The organism is Streptomyces sp. NBC_01508, assembly GCF_045040315.1.
Classification (GTDB): domain Bacteria; phylum Actinomycetota; class Actinomycetes; order Streptomycetales; family Streptomycetaceae; genus Streptomyces.
Window position 1 is genome coordinate 7,569,341 of the sequence record NZ_CP109419.1, and the last position, 17,626, is coordinate 7,586,966.

Below are 17,626 nucleotides of genomic sequence, written 5' to 3' on the forward strand. Positions count from 1 at the left end.
ACCCCGGCCCCGTACCGTACGGCTCAGTACTGCTCGGCCACCCAGTCGTACCAGCTCCGCATTCCCTCGCCGGTGGTCGCCGACAGGGTCAGCACCCGCACACCCGGGTTGACCGAGCGGGCGTACTCCTCGCAGCGGGCCACGTCGAAGTCGACGTACGGCAGCAGGTCGATCTTGTTGATGATCACCAGGTCAGCGGCGGCGAACATGTAGGGGTACTTGAGCGGCTTGTCCGTGCCCTCGGTGACCGAGATGATCACGACCCGGCTGCGCTCCCCGAGGTCGAAGAGGGCGGGGCAGACCAGATTGCCCACGTTCTCGACCAGTACGAGGGATCCGGTCCCCGGTGTCAGGGTCGTGAGCGCGTCCCGCATCATCTCCGCGTCGAGGTGGCATCCCGCGCCGGTGTTGACCTGGACGACGGCGCTGCCCGCCCGCCTGATCCGGTCGGCGTCGAGCATCGTCTCCTGGTCGCCCTCGATGACCGCGACCGGGCGGTGGCCGACGAAGTCGCGGATGGTGCGTTCGAGGAGGGTGGTCTTGCCGGCGCCGGGCGAGCTCATCATGTTGACCGCCACGATGCCCTGTTCGGCGAGCCAGGCGCGGTTGCGGGCGGCCAGGTCCTCGTTCTTGGCGAGGACCCGCTGTTCGAGGGTGATGGTCTCGCCACCGAGGCTCACGCGGTGGTCGTGGTCGTGGTCGTGATCGTGGCGATGGCCGTGATCGTGATCGTCGGCGTGCGGAGGCGCGGGGGGTACGGCGACGCGCGTCCCGCCGCCCCCTTCGCTTCCGCCGGAGCAACCGCACGTACCGCACATAAGGTCAGCCCACTCTCATGGAGATGATCTGTAGTTCCTGTCCCGACGTGATCCGCACGTCGGCGCTCCCGCACGGACACAGCAATACAAGATCGGCCAGGGTGAAGTCCCGCGAACACGCCCGACAGTGCGCCGTCCCCGGAGGTTGTTCGATCTCCAGCGACGCGCCCTCCGCGACCGTGCCCGCGGTGGTCAGATCGAAGCAGAACCGCATGGAATCGGGGACCACCGCGGTCAGCGTTCCCACCCGGACACTGACGGCGTGTACCGGCCTTCCCGCGGCGCGCTCGCATACCGCGTCGACAATGCTCTGAGTGATCGACAATTCATGCATCGACGGTCCAGCCTTCCCCGCGCGTCACCCAATTGGCGCAGACTCGCCCGGGCGGAAAAGGGGAGCCGCCCGGGCGAAACTCGTGTTGACAGAACACTCTGCCGGATCCTAGATGGTAGCAATGTGATCGACGCCACACCCATGACATCCATGGGTATCGGGTGGGGCAATCCCGGAAGGCAGCGGTGCTATGCCGACAGAAGCGGCGAAAAAAGCCGAGGACACGCTGATTCACGTTCTCTGGATCAATGCCGGACTGAGCTGTGACGGGGATTCGGTCGCCCTGACCGCCGCGACCCAGCCCAGCATCGAGGAGATCGCACTCGGTGCGCTGCCCGGCCTTCCGCAGATCGCCGTGCACTGGCCGCTGATTGATTTCGAGTGCGGACCCAACGGCGGCGCCGACGACTTCCTGGAGTGGTTCTTCAAGGCGGACCGCGGGGAACTGGAGCCTTTCGTCCTGGTCGTCGAAGGCTCGATCCCCAACGAGAAGCTGCACAACGAGGGTTACTGGTCGGGCTTCGGCAACGACCCCGCGACCGGACAGCCGATGACCACCAGCGAATGGCTCGACCGGCTGACGCCCAAGGCCACGGCGGTCGTCGCGGTCGGCACCTGCGCCACGTACGGCGGCATCCACGCCATGGCGGGCAACCCCACCGGCGCCATGGGTGTGCCCGACTACCTGGGCTGGGACTGGAAGTCCAAGGCCGGGATCCCCATCGTGTGCGTCCCCGGCTGCCCCATCCAGCCGGACAACCTCTCGGAGACGCTCACCTACCTGCTCTACATGGCCACCGACCAGGCCCCGATGATCCCCCTCGACGACGCGCTGCGTCCGACCTGGCTGTTCGGCCAGACCGTGCACGAGGGCTGCGACCGGGCCGGCTACTACGAGCAGGGTGACTTCGCGACCGAGTACGGCTCGCCCAAGTGCATCGTGAAGCTCGGCTGCTGGGGTCCCACGGTGAAGTGCAACGTGCCCAAGCGCGGCTGGATGAACGGCATCGGCGGCTGCCCCAACGTCGGCGGCATCTGTATCGGCTGCACCATGCCCGGATTCCCGGACAAATTCATGCCGTTCATGGACGAGCCGCCGGGCGGGAAGCTCTCCACGAACGCCGTCGGAGTGTACGGGTCGACGATGCGGCGCCTGCGCCACATCACCACACATACGCTCGACCGCGAGCCGAAATGGCGTAGACGCGGCAAGGAACTCACCACCGGAGCCACCCGCACCTGGTAATCCGGCGAATGCCCCATCGGCCCGAGATCCACCGGCCGATGGGGCACTCATCTGGCAACTCACCGTTCCAGCAACTCATCGCTCCAGACAATGCGCAACGGAAAGAAGAGGCGGACCCATGACGGCGACGAGCCAGGGTAAAGACGAACTGGTGGAGATGGCGTGGGATCCCATCACCCGAATCGTCGGGAGTCTGGGTATCTACACGAAGATCGATTTCAAGCAGAAGGTCGTCGCCGAGTGCCACAGCACCAGCTCGATCTTCCGCGGCTATTCGGTCTTCATGAAGGGCAAGGACCCGCGCGACGCCCACTTCATCACCAGCCGGATCTGCGGAATCTGCGGTGACAACCACGCCACCTGTTCCTGTTACGCGCAGAACATGGCGTACGGCGTGAAGCCGCCGCATCTGGGTGAGTGGATCGTGAATCTCGGCGAGGCCGCCGAGTACATGTTCGACCACAATATCTTCCAGGAGAATCTGGTCGGGGTCGACTACTGCGAGAAAATGGTCGCCGAGACCAATCCCGGCGTACTCGAACAGGCCAACCGCACGCCGTCGCCGCACGCCGAGGACCACGGGTACAAGACCATCGGCGACATCATGCGCTCGCTGAACCCCTTCACCGGCGAGTTCTACCGCGAGGCCCTCCAGGTCAGCCGCATGACACGGGAGATGTTCTGCCTCATGGAGGGCCGGCACGTGCACCCCTCCACGCTCTACCCCGGCGGGGTGGGCACGGTGGCGACCATCCAGCTCATGACGGACTACATCACCCGCCTCCAGCGCTACGTGGAGTTCATGAAGAAGGTCGTGCCCATGCACGACGACCTCTTCGACTTCTTCTACGAGGCGCTGCCCGGCTACGAACAGGTCGGCAACCGCCGTATCCTGCTCGGCTGCTGGGGCTCCTTCCAGGACCCGGAGCACTGCAACTTCGAGTACAAGGACATGACCGACTGGGGTCGGAAGATGTACGTGACCCCCGGCGTCGTCGTGGACGGCAAGCTCGTCACCACCGACCTGGTGAAGATCAACCTCGGCATCCGCATCCTGCTCGGCTCGTCGTACTACAACGACTGGGACGAGCAGGAGATGTTCGTGACCCACGACCCGCTCGGCAACCCGGTCGACAAGCGGCACCCGTGGAACCAGCACACCAACCCGCAGCCGCAGAAGCGCGACCTGGGCGACAAGTACAGCTGGGTCATGTCGCCGCGCTGGTTCGACGGCAAGGACTACCTCGCGCTCGACACCGGCGGCGGACCGCTCGCCCGGCTGTGGGTGACCGCGCTGGCCGGTCTCGTCGACATCGGCTACATCCAGGCCACCGGCAACAGCGTGAAGATCAACCTCCCCAAGACCGCGCTCAAGGGCCCGGTCGAGCTGGAGTGGCACGTCCCGCGCTGGAGCAACACCATCGAGCGCAACCGGGCGCGCACCTACTTCCAGGCGTACGCGGCGGCCTGCGCGCTGCACTTCGCCGAGAAGGCGCTCGTGGAGATCCGGGCCGGGCGCACCAAGACCTGGGAGAAGTTCGAGGTCCCGGAGGAGGCCGTCGGCTGCGGCTTCACCGAGGCCGTACGCGGCGTGCTCTCGCATCACATGGTGATCAAGGACGGCAAGATCGCCAACTACCACCCGTACCCGCCGACCCCGTGGAACGCGAGCCCGCGCGACACCTACGGGACGCCGGGACCCTACGAGGACGCGGTGCAGGGTCAGCCGATCTTCGAGGAGAACGACCGGGAGAACTTCAAGGGCATCGACATCATGCGTACGGTCCGCAGCTTCGACCCCTGTCTGCCCTGCGGCGTGCACATGTATCTCGGTGAGGGCAAGAAGCTGGAGCTGCTGCACTCGCCCACGCAGTCCGCGGGCAGTGAGTGACATGGCCGAGGTCCGCGACACGGCGGAGCGGCCCGCCGATGAGCCCCCGGGGTCCGAGCAGTGGCGGGCGACCGGGGAGCGTATCGACACCCTGATCACCGCCAGCGCGGCCGGCGGTGTGGTGGCACGCGAGCGCAGCGAGGAACTGGTGCGGCTCGTCACCGACTTCTACGGCGCCGGCCTGGAGCGCCTCCTCGACCTCGTCCACGAACAAGGGCGGCTGGACGACGAGTTGCTGGCCGCCCTCGCCGAGGACGACCTGGTGGCCAGTGTGCTGCTGGTGCACGGACTGCACCCGTACAGCGTGGCCACCCGGGTCGAGAACGCGCTGGAGAGTGTGCGGCCGTATCTCGGCTCGCACGGCGGCGACGTGGAGTTGCTGGGCGTCACGGACGAAGGGGCCGTACGGCTGCGGCTGTTGGGCAGTTGTGACGGCTGCCCGTCGTCCTCAGCCACCCTCACGCTCGCCGTACAGGGCGCGGTGGAGGCGGCGGCACCGGAGATCACCTCGATCGAGGTCGAGGCCGCCGAGGAGACGGCGGCCGAGGCCGCGGGCCCGCTGGTGCCGGTGGACGCCCTGTTCTCCCGGCTGCACGACGCGGACCCCCTCAGCGGCGAGGGCGACGGCGGCACGGGCGCGACCTGGGAGCCGGTCCCGGCGCTGCTCGCCCTGGAGTCCGGCGCCGTCGCGCGCCTGAAGGCCGGCGGGCTGCCGGTGGTGGCCTGCCGGATCGGCCCCGACCTGTTCGCCTTCCGCGACCGCTGCGCCCGGTGCGAACGCCCCCTGGAGGGTGCCACCTTGGCCCGGCGGCTGGGCGGTGGCTCGGGTGACGGGGTGCTGCGCTGTTCCGCCTGCCGCGCGCACTACGACGTGCGGCGCGCCGGGGCCTGCCTCGATCCGGAGGCCGACGGAGCGCATCTGGACCCGCTGCCGCTGCTGGCGGACGGCGCGTCGGTCTCGGTCGCCGTACCGGTCCCGGTTGCCGTACCGGCCTCGCCCGTGGTCGCGACATGAGCGCGCCCCAGGGGCGTACGGTGCCCACGGGCCGTGCCGCGTCCCCGGTCGCCGCGCTGCTGCGGGTCAGCCGCAGCCGTCCAGGGCCGGTCGCCGGCGAGCGCTGCGAGATGTGCGCCGCGCCGATCGGCGAGGAGCACCAGCATGTGGTGAATCTGGAGAGCCGCAGTCTGATGTGCGGCTGCCGGGCCTGCTATCTGCTGTTCACGGACGAGGGCGCCCAACTGCGCTACCGCGCCGTGCCCGACCGGTATCTGCGCTTCGACGGGCTCCCGCTGGACGCGCGCACCTGGGACGAGCTCCAGATCCCGGTGGGTCTGGCCTTCCTGTTCCGCAACTCCGTGCAGGACCGCACCATCGCGTTCTACCCCGGTCCGGCCGGGGCCACCGAGTCCGAACTGCCCCTCGACGCCTGGGCGACCATCGTCGAGGCCAACCCCGGGCTGGCCGTGCTGCGGCCGGACGTCGAGGCACTGCTCGTACGCCGCACCGAGGCGGGCGGCCCTGGCGGGCGTGAGTCGGTCGCCTCCTGCCATCTGGTCCCGATCGACGCGTGCTACGAACTCGTCGGCCGACTGCGCACGTTGTGGCGCGGCTTCGACGGCGGCCGGGAGGCGCACACCGCGATGGACGACTTCTTCGAGCACGTCCGGACCCGCAGCAGGCCCGCGGATCCCGCACCGGCGGGCACGCACGGCCCGTCGACCGGGAACGCCCCCTCGGCCGTGGACAGTTCCTCCGGCGCCGGCGGCTCCTCATGAGCGGCCCGGCCTCCCCCGGCCTGGAGTTCTCCGTACGGGACATCGTCGCCGAGCCGTACACCGCCGCGCCCCAACTGACCGCGCGACTGCGGATCGAGGACGGCTCGGACGAGCGGATCCACGCGATCGTGCTGCGCTGCCAGGTCCGTATCGAACCGCAGCGCCGCCACTACGGCCAGGCCGAACAGGAAGCCCTGCGGGGCCTGTTCGGGGAGCGCGAGCGCTGGTCGGACACGCTGCGGCCGTTCCAGTGGATGCAGTGCCACACGACCGTGCAGGGCTTCACCGGCTCCACCGAGGTCGACCTCGCGCTGCCCTGCACCTACGACTTCGACGTCATCGGCTCCCGCTATCTGCACGCGCTCGGGGACGGCACGGTGCCCGTCAGCCTGCTCTTCTCGGGCACCGTCTTCACCAAGGGCGGCGGCAGCGGCGGCGGTTCGGGCTTCGGGGTGCGACAGGTGCCCTGGGACTGCGAGGCGCGGTATCAGCTGCCGGTCGCCGTGTGGCGGCGGATGATCGCGTCCCACTTCCCCAACTCCGGCTGGATCAGGCTGGATCACGACGTGCTCGCCCGTTTCGCCGACTACCGAGAGCGACGCGGACTGATCAGCTGGGACGAGACGGTGACCACGTTGCTGGCGGACGCGCGGGCGCGGACCGCCGCGGACGAGATCGGTGAGGTGGTCACATGACCCCGGTGACGCCCGCCACGCCCGTGGGGCTCGACCACGTCCGCACGATCGCCGACGCGGTCCTGTACGAGGGCTACTTGCTGTACCCCTACCGCGCCAGCTCCCACAAGAACCAGTCGCGCTGGCAGTTCGGCGTGCTCGGCCCGCCCGGCGCCGCGCCGGGCAGCTTCGCCGAGGAGCCCGGCATGGCGATGCAGGCCCTGCTGGCGGACCCGGACGAGGCGTCGGCGGCGACCGCCGAGGTGACCGTCAGGCTCCGCTTCCTCCAGCTCCAGGTGCGCGAGGTGCAGCGGCGGGAGGAGGACGGAAGCCACACCGCCGTCGGTGAACTCACCGTCGCCGGTGTGTCCGTTCTGAGCTGGGACGAGGCCGTCGAGTGCGAAGTCGACCTGGGCGCGGTCCCGTTGGTCGGCCAGGCCGGTTCGACCGACGAGCTGCGCACGGTTCCCGGCGGCGAGGAGACCGAGCCACTGACGGACGAGCACGGCAGGACGGTCGGCCGCGTCGTACGGCGCCGCGAACCGCTGGCGGCCCGCATCCGTACCCGTACGGAACGGGACGACGGCTACCTGCGGCTCTCGGTGTCGGTGGACAACGAGCACACCGGGACCGCCACCGACAAGGACGCCGCGATCCGCGCGTCCCTCATCGGCACGCACCTGCTCCTCCAGGCCCACGGTGCCGACTTCGTCTCCCTGCGCGAGCCACCCGAGGCGGCGGCCCGCGCCGCCGCCCGGTGCGAACAGCGCAGGTGCTGGCCGGTCCTGGCCGGGGCGAAGGGCTCCAGGGACACCGTGCTGGGCGCGCCGATCATCCTCTACGACCACCCGGAGATCGCCGAACAGAGCCCCGGCGCCCTGTTCGACTCCACCGAGATCGACGAGATCCTGACGCTCCGGGTGATGACCATGACGGAGCAGGAGAAGACGGAGGCGCGGGCCACCGACCCCCGGGCCCGCGAGATCATCGACCGCTGCGACGCGATGTCGGCGGGCGATCTCCAGCAACTCCACGGGCTGCTCCGCGACCCGCACGGCCCCGCCCCGGTACCGGGCGCCGCCGGCACGGCTCCGGCCGCCGCCGCGGCCCCTCCCGGTGACCTGCGGGACGCCGAGCCGGCCGCGTTCGACACCGGCGGCGCGCCCTGGTGGGACCCGGCGGCCGACGCCGCCGTGTCGCCCGGCTCGGACGCCGTCGTGATCGACGGGGTCGCCGTCGCCAAGGGCAGCCTCGTCCGCGTACACCCGTCCCGCCGCGCCGACGCGCAGGATCTCTTCTTCGCCGGCCAGGTGGCACGGGTGACCGCCGTGCTCTCGGACGTCGACGGCGGCGTGCATGTCGCCCTCGTCCTGGTCGACGACCCGGCGGCCGACATGCACGACTGGTACGGCCGCTATTTCTACTTCGCCCCGGACGAGCTCGAACCCCTGCCCGATATCCCCGGCACCCCCGATTCACCGGAACACCGGAAGGAGAACCTCTCGTGAGAATCCTCGGAATGATCACCACGGGTGTGGCCGCGGCCGTGGCGGTCGTCGCCGTCGCCGTGGGCGTGCGCTCGATCCCCGACATTCGCAGGTACGTCCGTATGCGCTCGATGTGAGCGCGTCGCACGAGTGAGGAGAGCAACCGATGACTGACAAGACACGCGGACACGGACACGGACGCGGACGCGGAGACGGACGCGGACATCACAAGGAAGAGCCGCAGGAGGAGCGTGGCCCGAAGGGGTCCCGTGACACCGGATCCGACCGGCCCTCCGGCGGTCCCGTCGACCGGCCGGCCGGTCGCTCCGACGAGAAGTCGGACACCTCCGTCAAGCCGCGGAAGCCCATCGACCCGGACTCGCCGAACCTCCGGTCCGGCGGAAACTGACACGACGTGACCACAGGCGTGCTCGTCGCCGGCATCGGCAATCTCTTCCTCGGCGACGACGGTTTCGGCCCGGAGGTCGTACGCCGGCTCACCGCCGACCCCCGGTCGCCGCTCCCCGCCGGCGTCCGGGCCGTCGACTACGGCATCCGGGGCATGCACCTCGCGTACGACCTGCTCGACGGGTACGACGCGCTCGTGCTGGTCGACGCGTACCCGGGCGGTGGCGCGCCCGGCGAGCTGACGGTTCTGGAGGTCGGCCCGGACGATCTCGGGACAGGGGAATTCGACGCACACGTGATGAATCCGGTATCTGTACTGGCAAATCTGGGCCAACTGGGCGGTACGCTTCCGCTCACCCACGTTGTGGGGTGCACCCCCGCCGACGTCGAGGAGGGCATCGGCCTCAGTGAGGCCGTCGCCGCCGCCGTACCCGAAGCGGTGGCGGAGGTGCACGCGTTGGTCCGACGGCTGTCGGCCGCCGGACCCGCGCCGTGGTCACCCACGACGGAACCCGCACCAGCACCCGCCCGGACCCGGAGGTCCTGATCATGTGTCTCGGCATCCCCGGGCGAGTCGTGGAAATCGTCGAGGGGTACGCGGACCAACTCGCCCTCGTCGATGTGGAGGGCGCCCGGCGCCGTATCAACGTCGGCATGCTCGACGCGCCGCCGGCCGCCGGCGACTGGGTCCTGCTGCACATGGGTTTCGCGCTGGAGATCATCGACGAGGCGAAGGCGGCGCAGGCGCTGTCGGGACTGGAGATGATGGGCAGCGGCGCCCGCGAGACGCAGGGCGGCGAGGCGGACGGACGTGCCACGAGCGAGGCGGACGGGCGTCCGGCGGACGAAGCGGACGGGCGTGCGACGGACGCGGCCCAACAGCCGCGCGTGCGGCGCCGGTTCGAGGTGCGTGGCGTGGTCCAGGGCGTGGGATTCCGCCCGTTCGTCTACGTCACCGCCGCCGCACTCGCACTCACCGGCTCGGTGACCAACACCGGCTCCGGTGTCGTCGCGGAAGTGGAGGGCGACCCGGACGCCGTCGCGGAGTTCGGCCGCCGGCTGCGGGCCGACCCACCCCCGCTCGCGGTCGTGGAGTCCGTGACCGAGACCGACCAACCACCCACCGGGGGAGCGGAGTTCGTCATCGCGGACTCCAGCACGACCGACCGGGTCCGCACCCTGGTCTCGCCCGACATCGCGACCTGCCGGGACTGTCTGGCCGAGCTGCGCGACCCCGCCGACCGGCGCCACCGTCACCCCTTCATCACCTGTACCCACTGCGGTCCGCGCTTCACGATCGTCACCGGCATCCCCTACGACCGCGCGGCGACGACCATGGCGGCGTTCGAGATGTGCGTCGACTGCCGCGCGGAGTACGACGACCCGCGCGACCGCCGCTTCCACGCCCAGCCGATCGCCTGTCCCGCCTGCGGGCCGCGTCTCGAACTCGTCGGTGAGAACGGCCGGATGATCTGCGACGGGGAGGAAGCGCTGCGCACCGCACGGCGGTTGCTCGCGGAGGGAAAGATCGTCGCGATCAAGGGGCTGGGCGGCTACCACCTCGCGTGCGACGCCCGCGACGAGGCGGCCGTCACCGAACTGCGGCGCCGCAAGCGGCGCGGCGGCAAACCCTTCGCCGTCATGGTCGCCGACCTCGACGTCGCCGAAGGGCTGGTGACGGTGACGGACGGCGAGCGGGCGCTGCTGACCGGCACCAGAAAGCCGATCGTGCTGCTGCCCCGCCGCACGCCGCCCGTCGCCGGCGGACTCGCCGCCGCCGTGGCGCCCGGCAACCCCGACCTCGGTGTGCTGCTCCCGTACACCCCCCTGCACACCCTCCTCTTCGGCATCGGCGACGACACCCCCGGCCCCGACGCGCTGGTGATGACCTCCGGCAACCGGGCCGGTGAGCCGATCGTCACCGACGACGCGCGGGCGCTGACCGAACTCGCCCCGCTGGCCGACGCCTGGCTGCGCCACGACCGCCCGATCCAGGTGCCGTGCGACGACTCGGTCAGCCGGTTCGTCGCGGGCGCCGAACTGCCCGTACGCAGGTCACGCGGCTACGCGCCGCTGCCCCTCGCGCTGCCCTTCGACATCCCGCCGCTGCTCGCGACCGGCGCCGACCTGAAGACCACCTGTGCGCTGGGCGAGGGCGGCTACGCCTGGGTCAGCCAGCACATCGGCGACATGGACGACCTCGCCACGGCCGACGCGCTGACCCGTACGGCGGCCCACCTCGGGCTGCTGACCGGTGTCGAACCCGAACAGCTCGTGGCCGACGCGCACCCCGGCTACCGATCCGGCGCCTGGGCCCGCGCACACGCCAAGGGCCGGGCCGTACGCACCGTGCGGCACCACCACGCGCACATCGCGTCCGTGATGGGCGAACACGGCATCGGCCCCGGTGAGAGCGTCATCGGCTTCGCCTACGACGGCACCGGCCACGGCGCCGACGGCGCGGTGTGGGGCGGCGAGACGCTGATCGCCGACTACAAGTCGTACCGCAGGGCGGCGCATCTGGCGTACGTGCCGCTCGCGGGGGGTGACGCGAGCGTGCTGCGGCCCTACCGCATGGCGCTCGCGCATCTGCGCGCGGCCGGGATCGCCTGGGACGAGAAGCTGCCCGCCGTGGCCGCCTGCCCGGCCAGGGAACGCGACGTGCTGGCCCACCAGTTGGCGACGGACTTCGGCTGTGTGCCGACATCGAGCATGGGCCGGCTCTTCGACGCGGTGGCCTCGCTGGCCGGTGTACGGCACGAGGTGGCGTACGAGGCGGAGGCGGCGATCGCGCTGGAGGGGCTGGCCAGAGCGGCGGCGGGGGAGCCCGCCGGGAGCGCCTACGCCTTCGGTGTCCCGGGGGAGCCCGACACCGGTGGGCCGGTCGTCGCCGACCCCGGCCCGGTGATCCGGGCGGTGGTGGCCGACGTACGTACGGGTGTCCCGCCGGAGCTGATCGCCGCGCGCTTCCACGCGGCCGTCACGGCCCTCACCGTCGACCTCGCGGAGCTGTGCCGGCACCGGACCGGGCTCGGTGTGGTGGCTCTCGGCGGCGGGGTCTTCCAGAACGCCGTTCTGCTCGAATCGACTCAACGGGCCTTGCGGGCAAAGGACTTCACCGTTCTGCGCCCCGTACTGCTGCCGCCCAACGACGGGGGCATCGCCTTCGGGCAACTGCTGGTCGCGGCGTCCGGTTGATCGGCGCACCCGGTTGACCGGCTGACCCGGCTTCAGCGTCACACCATCCAGAGAGAAGGAAGAGGCACCATGTGTCTGGCAGTCCCCGGGCGGGTGCTCAGCACCGCCGAGGTCGACGGCGCGCTGATGGCCCAGGTCGACTTCGGCGGCGTACGTAAGGAGGTCTGCCTCCAGTACATCCCCGACGCGGAGATCGGCGAATACGTCGTCGTCCATGTCGGCTTCGCCATCCAGCGGCTGGACGAGACGTCGGCACAGCAGACGCTGGCGAACTTCGAGAAGCTCGGACTCCTCGCGGAGGAGTTCGGTGACGGCTTCGAACTCGCCGCCAGGCAGCGGGAATCAGTGGAAGGCACCGGACAGTGAAGTATCTGGACGAGTTCAGCGACCCCGACCTCGCCAAGCGGCTGGTCGACGAGATCCACGCGGCCACCACCCGCCCCTGGGCGATGATGGAGGTCTGCGGCGGGCAGACCCACTCGATCATCCGGCACGGCATCGACCAACTGCTCCCCGACGGGGTCGAGATGATCCACGGGCCGGGCTGCCCCGTCTGTGTGACCCCGCTGGAGATCATCGACCGGGCACTGGCGATCGCCGCCCGCCCCGGCGTCATCTTCTGTTCCTTCGGCGACATGCTGCGCGTGCCGGGCAGCGGGCAGGATCTGTTCTCGGTGAAGAGCGCGGGCGGCGACGTACGCGTCGTGTACTCCCCGCTCGACGCGCTGAAGATCGCCCGCGACAACCCCGACAAGGAAGTCGTCTTCTTCGGCATCGGCTTCGAGACGACCGCTCCAGCCAACGCCATGACGGTCCATCAGGCCCGTCGGCTCGGCGTACGGAACTTCTCCCTGCTCGTCTCGCACGTGCTCGTTCCGCCCGCCATCGCCGCCATCATGGAGTCCCCGACCTGCCGGGTCCAGGCGTTCCTCGCCGCCGGGCACGTGTGCAGCGTGATGGGGACCGCCGAGTACCCGCCGCTGGCGGAGAAGTACCAAGTCCCCATCGTCGTCACCGGGTTCGAACCGCTGGACATCCTCGAAGGTGTCCGCCGTACGGTCCTTCAGCTCGAACAGGGCCGCCACGAGATGGAGAACGCCTACCCTCGCGCCGTACGCGACGAGGGCAACCTCCCCGCCATGGAGATGCTGCGGGACGTCTTCGAGGTCACCGACCGGACCTGGCGTGGCATCGGCATGATCCCGGGCAGCGGGTGGCGACTGTCCGAGAAGTACGCGGAGTTCGACGCCGAGCGCCGGTTCGACGTGGCAGGCATCCGTACCGCCGAGTCGTCGCTGTGCCGGTCGGGCGACGTACTCCAGGGGCTGATCAAGCCGCACGAGTGCGCCGCGTTCGGCAAGGAGTGCACCCCGCGGAATCCGCTGGGCGCCACGATGGTGTCCTCCGAGGGCGCGTGCGCCGCGTACTTCACCTACCGCCGACTGGAACTGGTCGATGCGAAGTGACCGAGACCAACACTGAGACCGGGACCGAGCCCAAGACCGGGACCGAGCCCAAGACCGGGACCGAGCCCAAGACCGGGACCGGGACTGGGACCGGGACGGCCAACCACGTACCCGCCCCCGCGCGCCTCCCCGGCAACGGCCTCGACTTCGAGAGCTGGGCCTGCCCCGTACCCCTGCGCGCGACCCCGGCGATCGTCATGGGCCACGGCGGCGGCGGGGCGATGTCGGCCGAGCTGGTCGAGCACCTGTTCCTGCCCGCGTACGGCTCCGCCGCCGCGGCCGAACTGGGCGACTCCGCCGTCCTCACCGTCGGCGAAGGCACCCGACTCGCCTTCTCCACCGACTCGTTCGTGGTCAAGCCGATGTTCTTCCCCGGCGGCTCCATCGGGGACCTCGCCGTCAACGGAACCGTCAACGACCTGGCGATGTCGGGCGCGACGCCCCTGTTCATGTCGTCCGCGTTCATCCTCCAGGAAGGCACCGCGCTCACCGAACTCGGCCGGATCGCCCAGGACATGGGCGCGGCGGCGCGGGCCGCCGGGGTGCGGCTGGTCACCGGTGACACCAAGGTCGTGGACAGCGGCAGCGGGGACGGCGTCTACATCAACACCTCCGGCATCGGCGTGATCCCCGCCGGGGTCGACATCGGCCCGCGCCGTGCCGCGCCCGGGGACGCCGTGCTGATCAGCGGCGACATTGGGGTGCACGGCGTGGCGGTCATGAGCTGCCGCGACGGCCTCGACTTCGGTACGACGGTCGAGAGCGACACCGCCGCCCTGCACTCCCTGGTCGCCGCGATGCTCGCCACCGGCGCCGACCTGCACGTCCTGCGCGACCCCACGCGCGGTGGCGTCGCCGCCTCACTGAACGAGATCGCCACCGCGTCGGCGGTCGGCGTCGAACTGGTCGAGCGGGACCTGCCCGTACCGGACACCGTGCGCGACGCGTGCAGCCTGCTCGGCCTCGACCCGCTCCAGGTCGCGAACGAGGGCAAGCTGATCGCGATCGTGCCCGCCGAATCCGCCGACCGGGTCCTCGCGGCCCTGACGGGGCACCCGCTGGGCCGCGCGGCCCGCCGGATCGGCACCTGCGTGCCCGAGCACCCCGGCATGGTGGTCGCCACGACCGGACTCGGCGGCTCCCGGGTCGTCGGCCTGCCAGTCGGCGAACAGCTCCCGAGGATCTGCTGAATGAGCGAGCGCGGCGCGATCCTCTTCGCGCGATACGCCTACCCGCCCAACGAACTCGGCTACTGCGGCCCGGCCGACTCCGGGGCGCTGCTGCGCCCTGCCGACCCCGAGGGCATCGAGCGCGGTGCCCGCCAGTTCGAGGGCGCCTGGTGCTATCTCGAATTCCTCGCCGAGTCGGCCGGCCTCGACGACCCGCTCGACGAGCGGGTCGTCGAGGCGTACTGGATCGGCAACGACCTCCTGGACCGGGCCGACCCGGCGGCCCTGCTGGACCGCATGCGTGACCGTTTCCGGGGCCAGTCGGGCGGCACGTGGCGCGACGCGGCAGACGGTGCGCTCGCCCACCACAGCTTCCAGGTCTTCGACGTCTACCCCTGGGCCGAACTGCTGCGCGCGTCGGGCCATCCGACGGCGCTGTCGGTACTCGACCGGTGCCGTATCCGGACGGGCGTGGTCCACGCGGTCACGGGCGAGTCCGCCACGGTCGAGTCCCGCCCGCTGACCTGGACGGGTACGGCCCTGACTCCCGGACCGCCCCGCCGGGAGTCCGTCCGCTGGTCGACGGGAGGCCGGTCGCTGATCGCGGGGCTCGCTCCCGGCGACCTCGTGGCGCTGCACTGGGACTGGGTGTGCGACGTCCTGACGCAGTCGCAGGCGGCACGCGTCGAATCGACGGAAGCCCGCCGGCTCGCCGTGCGGACCGCGTGCGCCGGCGCGGCTATGCCAGGGCGTTGAGGGTGACCCTGGCGGCCTCGGCGATCAGGGCGTCGTCCGGCTCGGCGTCCTTGAAATCGCGACGGGACAGGACGGCGATGGCGATCGGGGCGGCCTTGGGCGGCCAGACGACGGCGATGTCGTTGCGGGTGCCGTAGCCGCCGGTGCCGGTCTTGTCGCCGACCCGCCAGCCGTCCGGGGCGCCGGCCCGGATGACCTTGTCGCCGGTGGTGTTGCGCTTGAGCCAGTCCGTCAGCACGGCTCGTTTCGCGGGGGCGAGGGCGTCGTCGACGACGTAGGCGCGCAGGTCGGTGGCGAGCGCGCGGGGTGTGCTGGTGTCACGGAGGTCACCGGGGAGGGCTTCGCTGAGCGCGTCCTCGTAGCGGTCGCACCGGGTGACGCGGTCGCCGATCGAGACGAGGGCGTCTTCGAGTTTCTGGGGGCCGCCGATCTCGCGGAAGAGGAGATTGGCCGCGCCGTTGTCGCTGTAGCGGACGGTGGCGTCGCACAGTTCGCGCAGGGTGAGGCCCGTGTCGAGGTGCTTCTCGGTGATCGGCGAGTAGCCGGCGCCGTCGAGGTCGTCGCGGTCGTACCGCACGAGCCGGTCGAGCTGCCGCAGGGAGTTCTTGTCCAGCATGACGGCGGCGAGCAGCGCCTTGCAGGTGGAGGCGTAGGCGAAGCGTTCGTCGGGCCGGTGGGTGATGGACCGGCCGTTGCCGGTGTCGATCGCGTAGACGCCGAGCCGGGCGTCGAACTTCCGCTCCAGCCCGGCGAACGCGCGCTCTGTCTGAGGGGTGTTCTTGGTGGGCGGCGTCGATGTCGACGGCGACGGCGATGTGGAGCCGGGGCGGGACGATGATGTGTCGTCCGGGGTGCTGGAGCCGCATCCGATGAGGGGGACGGCCGTGAGGCCGGTCAGGGTGGCGAGTGCGGCACGGCGGGGGACACGGGTACGGGGGGACATGGGGTGGCGGATGTCCTTTCGGGAGCGCTCTGTTCGGGTGGTTCGGATGGTTCCGATGTTGCGGGTGGGGCGCGGCCCGGGTTCTAACCCAGCCGGGTCAGCTTCGAGACGAGGGGCGGGGCCTTGAGATCGTGCCGCGGGGTGAGCGGGGCGCGTGCCGCGTCCGGGCCGCTGCCGACGCTCACGCCGCCGACCTTCGTTCCCGCTTTCGCGGAGCGCGGAAGCTCCTTGCCGTCCGGGGTGATCCGCAGGTCGACCCGCTGGCCCGGCACGCCTATGACGGTGAGATCGGTGGTGGTGACGAGAGGTGTGCGCCCGCCGAGACCGTCGTCCACGTACCCGACGATCTGACCCTTACGTACGGCGGTGACCGAGGTGAGCGCGTCGCGGACGGCCTCGACGACCTGCCCGCTGTTCTTCTTGACCAGGGTGAGGCTGGTGGCCCCGTTGGGGTCGGGTCCGTCGGCGTGCTGGTCCAGCATCGTGCCGAGGATCAGTGGCGTCCGGTCGCCGACGGTCCTGTAGGCGGCCCACATCAGGGTGCCGCCCGCCGGTGTGTTGGATCCGGTCTTGATGCCTATGACGCTGAGGCCGGCCAGCAGTAGCGCCCATGTTGTTGATCAAGGGCGAGTCCAGGCCGCTCACGGTGGCGCTGGGCAGGGCGACGACCGCGCGGAACGCGTCGTACGTCATGACCGCCTCCGCCAGCTTCAGCTGGTCGACAGCGGTGCTCACGGTCTTCGCGTCCAGGCCGCTGGGGTCGGTGTACGTCGTGTCCTTCATGCCCAGCCTCTTGGCGGCGTCGTTCATCTTCCGTACGAAGGCGGCCTCGGAGTCGCTGTCCGTCGCCCAACGGGCCAGCAGCCGGGCGATGTTGTTGCCCGAGGGGATCATCAGCATCTTCAGCATGTCCCGCTGGCTGAACCTCTGGCCGACGGTCAGCCCCTCGACGCGCGACTCGTGCTTGGCGTTGCCGTCCGCCACGGCCTTGGCGTCGACCTCGATCATGGGGCCGCCCGTCTCGTCCTTCTTCGGCGGACGCTCCGTAAGGAGGACGTAGGCGGTCATCACCTTGGCGACGCTCGCGATCGGCACCGGCCGCTGCGCGCCGTGGGTGCCGACGCTGCCTGAACCGGGCACCGTGACGGCGGCCTGGCCCTGCTGCGGCCACGGCACGGTGAAGTGCCCGGGGAGGGTGAACGAGGCGTGGGCCGTGTCGATCCTCAGGGCGGGAGAGGGCAGGGGCCGTACCGCCTGGACCACCGCGATGACCAGGACCAGGCCGAGCGCGAGCAGGGCGCATACCGCCGGCCGGATCCTGAGTGTCCGTGGCTTGGGCTGGTCCGGGGGTTGTTCCACGGGCTGGTCCGAGGGCAGTACCCGGGGCAGCTCCACGGGCTGGTCCGGGGCGGGCCCCAGGGCCTGTTCGGCGGGGGATTCGTGCGTCAACGTTCCGTACC

Annotated in this window: 18 protein-coding genes; 14 read left to right on the top strand and 4 right to left on the bottom strand. The window is 70.7% G+C overall.

Annotated features, from left to right (window positions below):
* Window positions 1–23: 23 nt before the first annotated feature.
* Window positions 24–680: a hydrogenase nickel incorporation protein HypB gene (hypB, locus tag OG700_RS34990; protein ID WP_405620696.1), complete on the bottom strand. Its 657-nt coding sequence runs from the start codon at window positions 678–680 to the stop codon at window positions 24–26.
* A 142-nt stretch (window positions 681–822) separates the two neighbouring features.
* Window positions 823–1,152: a hydrogenase maturation nickel metallochaperone HypA gene (locus tag OG700_RS34995; RefSeq protein ID WP_405620698.1), complete on the bottom strand. Its 330-nt coding sequence runs from the start codon at window positions 1,150–1,152 to the stop codon at window positions 823–825.
* Window positions 1,153–1,342: 190 nt separating this feature from the next.
* On the opposite strand from OG700_RS34995, the gene OG700_RS35000 reads away from it, so the two are divergent.
* The 14 genes from OG700_RS35000 (at window position 1,343) to OG700_RS35065 (ending at window position 15,223) form a co-directional block, all read left to right on the top strand.
* Complete coding sequence (locus OG700_RS35000; protein ID WP_405620700.1) at window positions 1,343–2,398, top strand: hydrogenase expression protein HypE; 1,056 nt, start codon at window positions 1,343–1,345, stop codon at window positions 2,396–2,398.
* Window positions 2,399–2,516: 118 nt separating this feature from the next.
* Window positions 2,517–4,289 (top strand): nickel-dependent hydrogenase large subunit, encoded by a 1,773-nt coding sequence (locus OG700_RS35005; RefSeq protein ID WP_405620702.1) that lies wholly within the window; start codon window positions 2,517–2,519, stop codon window positions 4,287–4,289.
* A 1-nt stretch (window position 4,290) separates the two neighbouring features.
* Window positions 4,291–5,304 carry a NifU family protein gene (locus tag OG700_RS35010; protein ID WP_405620704.1) on the top strand — a complete coding sequence of 338 codons (1,014 nt, stop codon included), beginning with the start codon at window positions 4,291–4,293 and terminating at the stop codon, window positions 5,302–5,304.
* Window positions 5,301–6,065, top strand: a complete 765-nt coding sequence (locus OG700_RS35015) for a DUF5947 family protein (protein WP_405620706.1) — start codon at window positions 5,301–5,303, stop codon at window positions 6,063–6,065. The genes OG700_RS35010 and OG700_RS35015 overlap by 4 nt, the downstream gene beginning before the upstream one ends.
* Entirely contained in the window at window positions 6,062–6,760 is a 699-nt protein-coding gene (locus OG700_RS35020) for a DUF6084 family protein (protein ID WP_405620708.1), read from the top strand. Before OG700_RS35015 ends, OG700_RS35020 begins: the two co-directional genes overlap by 4 nt.
* Window positions 6,757–8,247, top strand: a complete 1,491-nt coding sequence (locus OG700_RS35025; RefSeq protein ID WP_405620710.1) for a hypothetical protein — start codon at window positions 6,757–6,759, stop codon at window positions 8,245–8,247. Before OG700_RS35020 ends, OG700_RS35025 begins: the two co-directional genes overlap by 4 nt.
* A complete protein-coding gene (locus OG700_RS35030; RefSeq protein ID WP_405620712.1) occupies window positions 8,244–8,363 on the top strand; it encodes a DUF6893 family small protein in 120 nt (39 codons plus the stop codon). The genes OG700_RS35025 and OG700_RS35030 overlap by 4 nt, the downstream gene beginning before the upstream one ends.
* A gap of 29 nt (window positions 8,364–8,392) precedes the next feature.
* Window positions 8,393–8,635, top strand: coding sequence for a hypothetical protein (locus tag OG700_RS35035; RefSeq protein WP_405620714.1), 243 nt, complete (start codon window positions 8,393–8,395; stop codon window positions 8,633–8,635).
* A gap of 6 nt (window positions 8,636–8,641) precedes the next feature.
* Window positions 8,642–9,181 carry a hydrogenase maturation protease gene (locus OG700_RS35040; RefSeq protein ID WP_405620716.1) on the top strand — a complete coding sequence of 180 codons (540 nt, stop codon included), beginning with the start codon at window positions 8,642–8,644 and terminating at the stop codon, window positions 9,179–9,181.
* Window positions 9,127–11,832 (top strand): carbamoyltransferase HypF, encoded by a 2,706-nt coding sequence (gene hypF, locus OG700_RS35045; protein ID WP_405620718.1) that lies wholly within the window; start codon window positions 9,127–9,129, stop codon window positions 11,830–11,832. Before OG700_RS35040 ends, hypF begins: the two co-directional genes overlap by 55 nt.
* A 69-nt stretch (window positions 11,833–11,901) precedes the next feature.
* The gene (locus tag OG700_RS35050) at window positions 11,902–12,198 is read left to right on the top strand and encodes a HypC/HybG/HupF family hydrogenase formation chaperone (protein WP_405620720.1); all 297 of its coding nucleotides are present in this window, start codon (window positions 11,902–11,904) and stop codon (window positions 12,196–12,198) included.
* Window positions 12,195–13,298 (top strand): hydrogenase formation protein HypD, encoded by a 1,104-nt coding sequence (gene hypD / locus OG700_RS35055; protein ID WP_405620722.1) that lies wholly within the window; start codon window positions 12,195–12,197, stop codon window positions 13,296–13,298. Before OG700_RS35050 ends, hypD begins: the two co-directional genes overlap by 4 nt.
* A 197-nt stretch (window positions 13,299–13,495) precedes the next feature.
* Window positions 13,496–14,488: a hydrogenase expression/formation protein HypE gene (hypE, locus tag OG700_RS35060; protein ID WP_405622197.1), complete on the top strand. Its 993-nt coding sequence runs from the start codon at window positions 13,496–13,498 to the stop codon at window positions 14,486–14,488.
* Entirely contained in the window at window positions 14,489–15,223 is a 735-nt protein-coding gene (locus OG700_RS35065) for a DUF6390 family protein (RefSeq protein WP_405620724.1), read from the top strand.
* Here OG700_RS35065 and bla read toward each other — a convergent pair.
* Together bla and OG700_RS35075 are read right to left on the bottom strand one after the other, a co-directional pair.
* On the bottom strand, window positions 15,207–16,166 hold the full coding sequence (bla, locus tag OG700_RS35070; RefSeq protein ID WP_405620726.1) for a class A beta-lactamase: 960 nt from the start codon (window positions 16,164–16,166) through the stop codon (window positions 15,207–15,209). The genes OG700_RS35065 and bla overlap by 17 nt on opposite strands.
* A 354-nt stretch (window positions 16,167–16,520) precedes the next feature.
* Window positions 16,521–17,615 carry a D-alanyl-D-alanine carboxypeptidase family protein gene (locus OG700_RS35075; RefSeq protein ID WP_405620728.1) on the bottom strand — a complete coding sequence of 365 codons (1,095 nt, stop codon included), beginning with the start codon at window positions 17,613–17,615 and terminating at the stop codon, window positions 16,521–16,523.
* Window positions 17,616–17,626: the final 11 nt, after the last annotated feature.

Excerpts from the sequence above, each read along its gene's own strand:
- OG700_RS34995 (WP_405620698.1), bottom strand. The coding sequence starts at position 1,152 with ATGCATGAATTGTCGATCACTCAGAGCATTGTCGACGCGGTATGCGAG.
- OG700_RS35025 (WP_405620710.1), top strand. The coding sequence starts at position 6,757 with ATGACCCCGGTGACGCCCGCCACGCCCGTGGGGCTCGACCACGTCCGC.
- OG700_RS35010 (WP_405620704.1), top strand. The coding sequence starts at position 4,291 with ATGGCCGAGGTCCGCGACACGGCGGAGCGGCCCGCCGATGAGCCCCCG.
- OG700_RS35065 (WP_405620724.1), top strand. The coding sequence starts at position 14,489 with ATGAGCGAGCGCGGCGCGATCCTCTTCGCGCGATACGCCTACCCGCCC.
- OG700_RS35020 (WP_405620708.1), top strand. The coding sequence starts at position 6,062 with ATGAGCGGCCCGGCCTCCCCCGGCCTGGAGTTCTCCGTACGGGACATC.
- OG700_RS35005 (WP_405620702.1), top strand. The coding sequence starts at position 2,517 with ATGACGGCGACGAGCCAGGGTAAAGACGAACTGGTGGAGATGGCGTGG.
- OG700_RS35000 (WP_405620700.1), top strand. The coding sequence starts at position 1,343 with ATGCCGACAGAAGCGGCGAAAAAAGCCGAGGACACGCTGATTCACGTT.
- hypE (WP_405622197.1), top strand. The coding sequence starts at position 13,496 with ATGGGCCACGGCGGCGGCGGGGCGATGTCGGCCGAGCTGGTCGAGCAC.
- OG700_RS35035 (WP_405620714.1), top strand. The coding sequence starts at position 8,393 with ATGACTGACAAGACACGCGGACACGGACACGGACGCGGACGCGGAGAC.
- bla (WP_405620726.1), bottom strand. The coding sequence starts at position 16,166 with ATGTCCCCCCGTACCCGTGTCCCCCGCCGTGCCGCACTCGCCACCCTG.
- OG700_RS35050 (WP_405620720.1), top strand. The coding sequence starts at position 11,902 with ATGTGTCTGGCAGTCCCCGGGCGGGTGCTCAGCACCGCCGAGGTCGAC.
- OG700_RS35015 (WP_405620706.1), top strand. The coding sequence starts at position 5,301 with ATGAGCGCGCCCCAGGGGCGTACGGTGCCCACGGGCCGTGCCGCGTCC.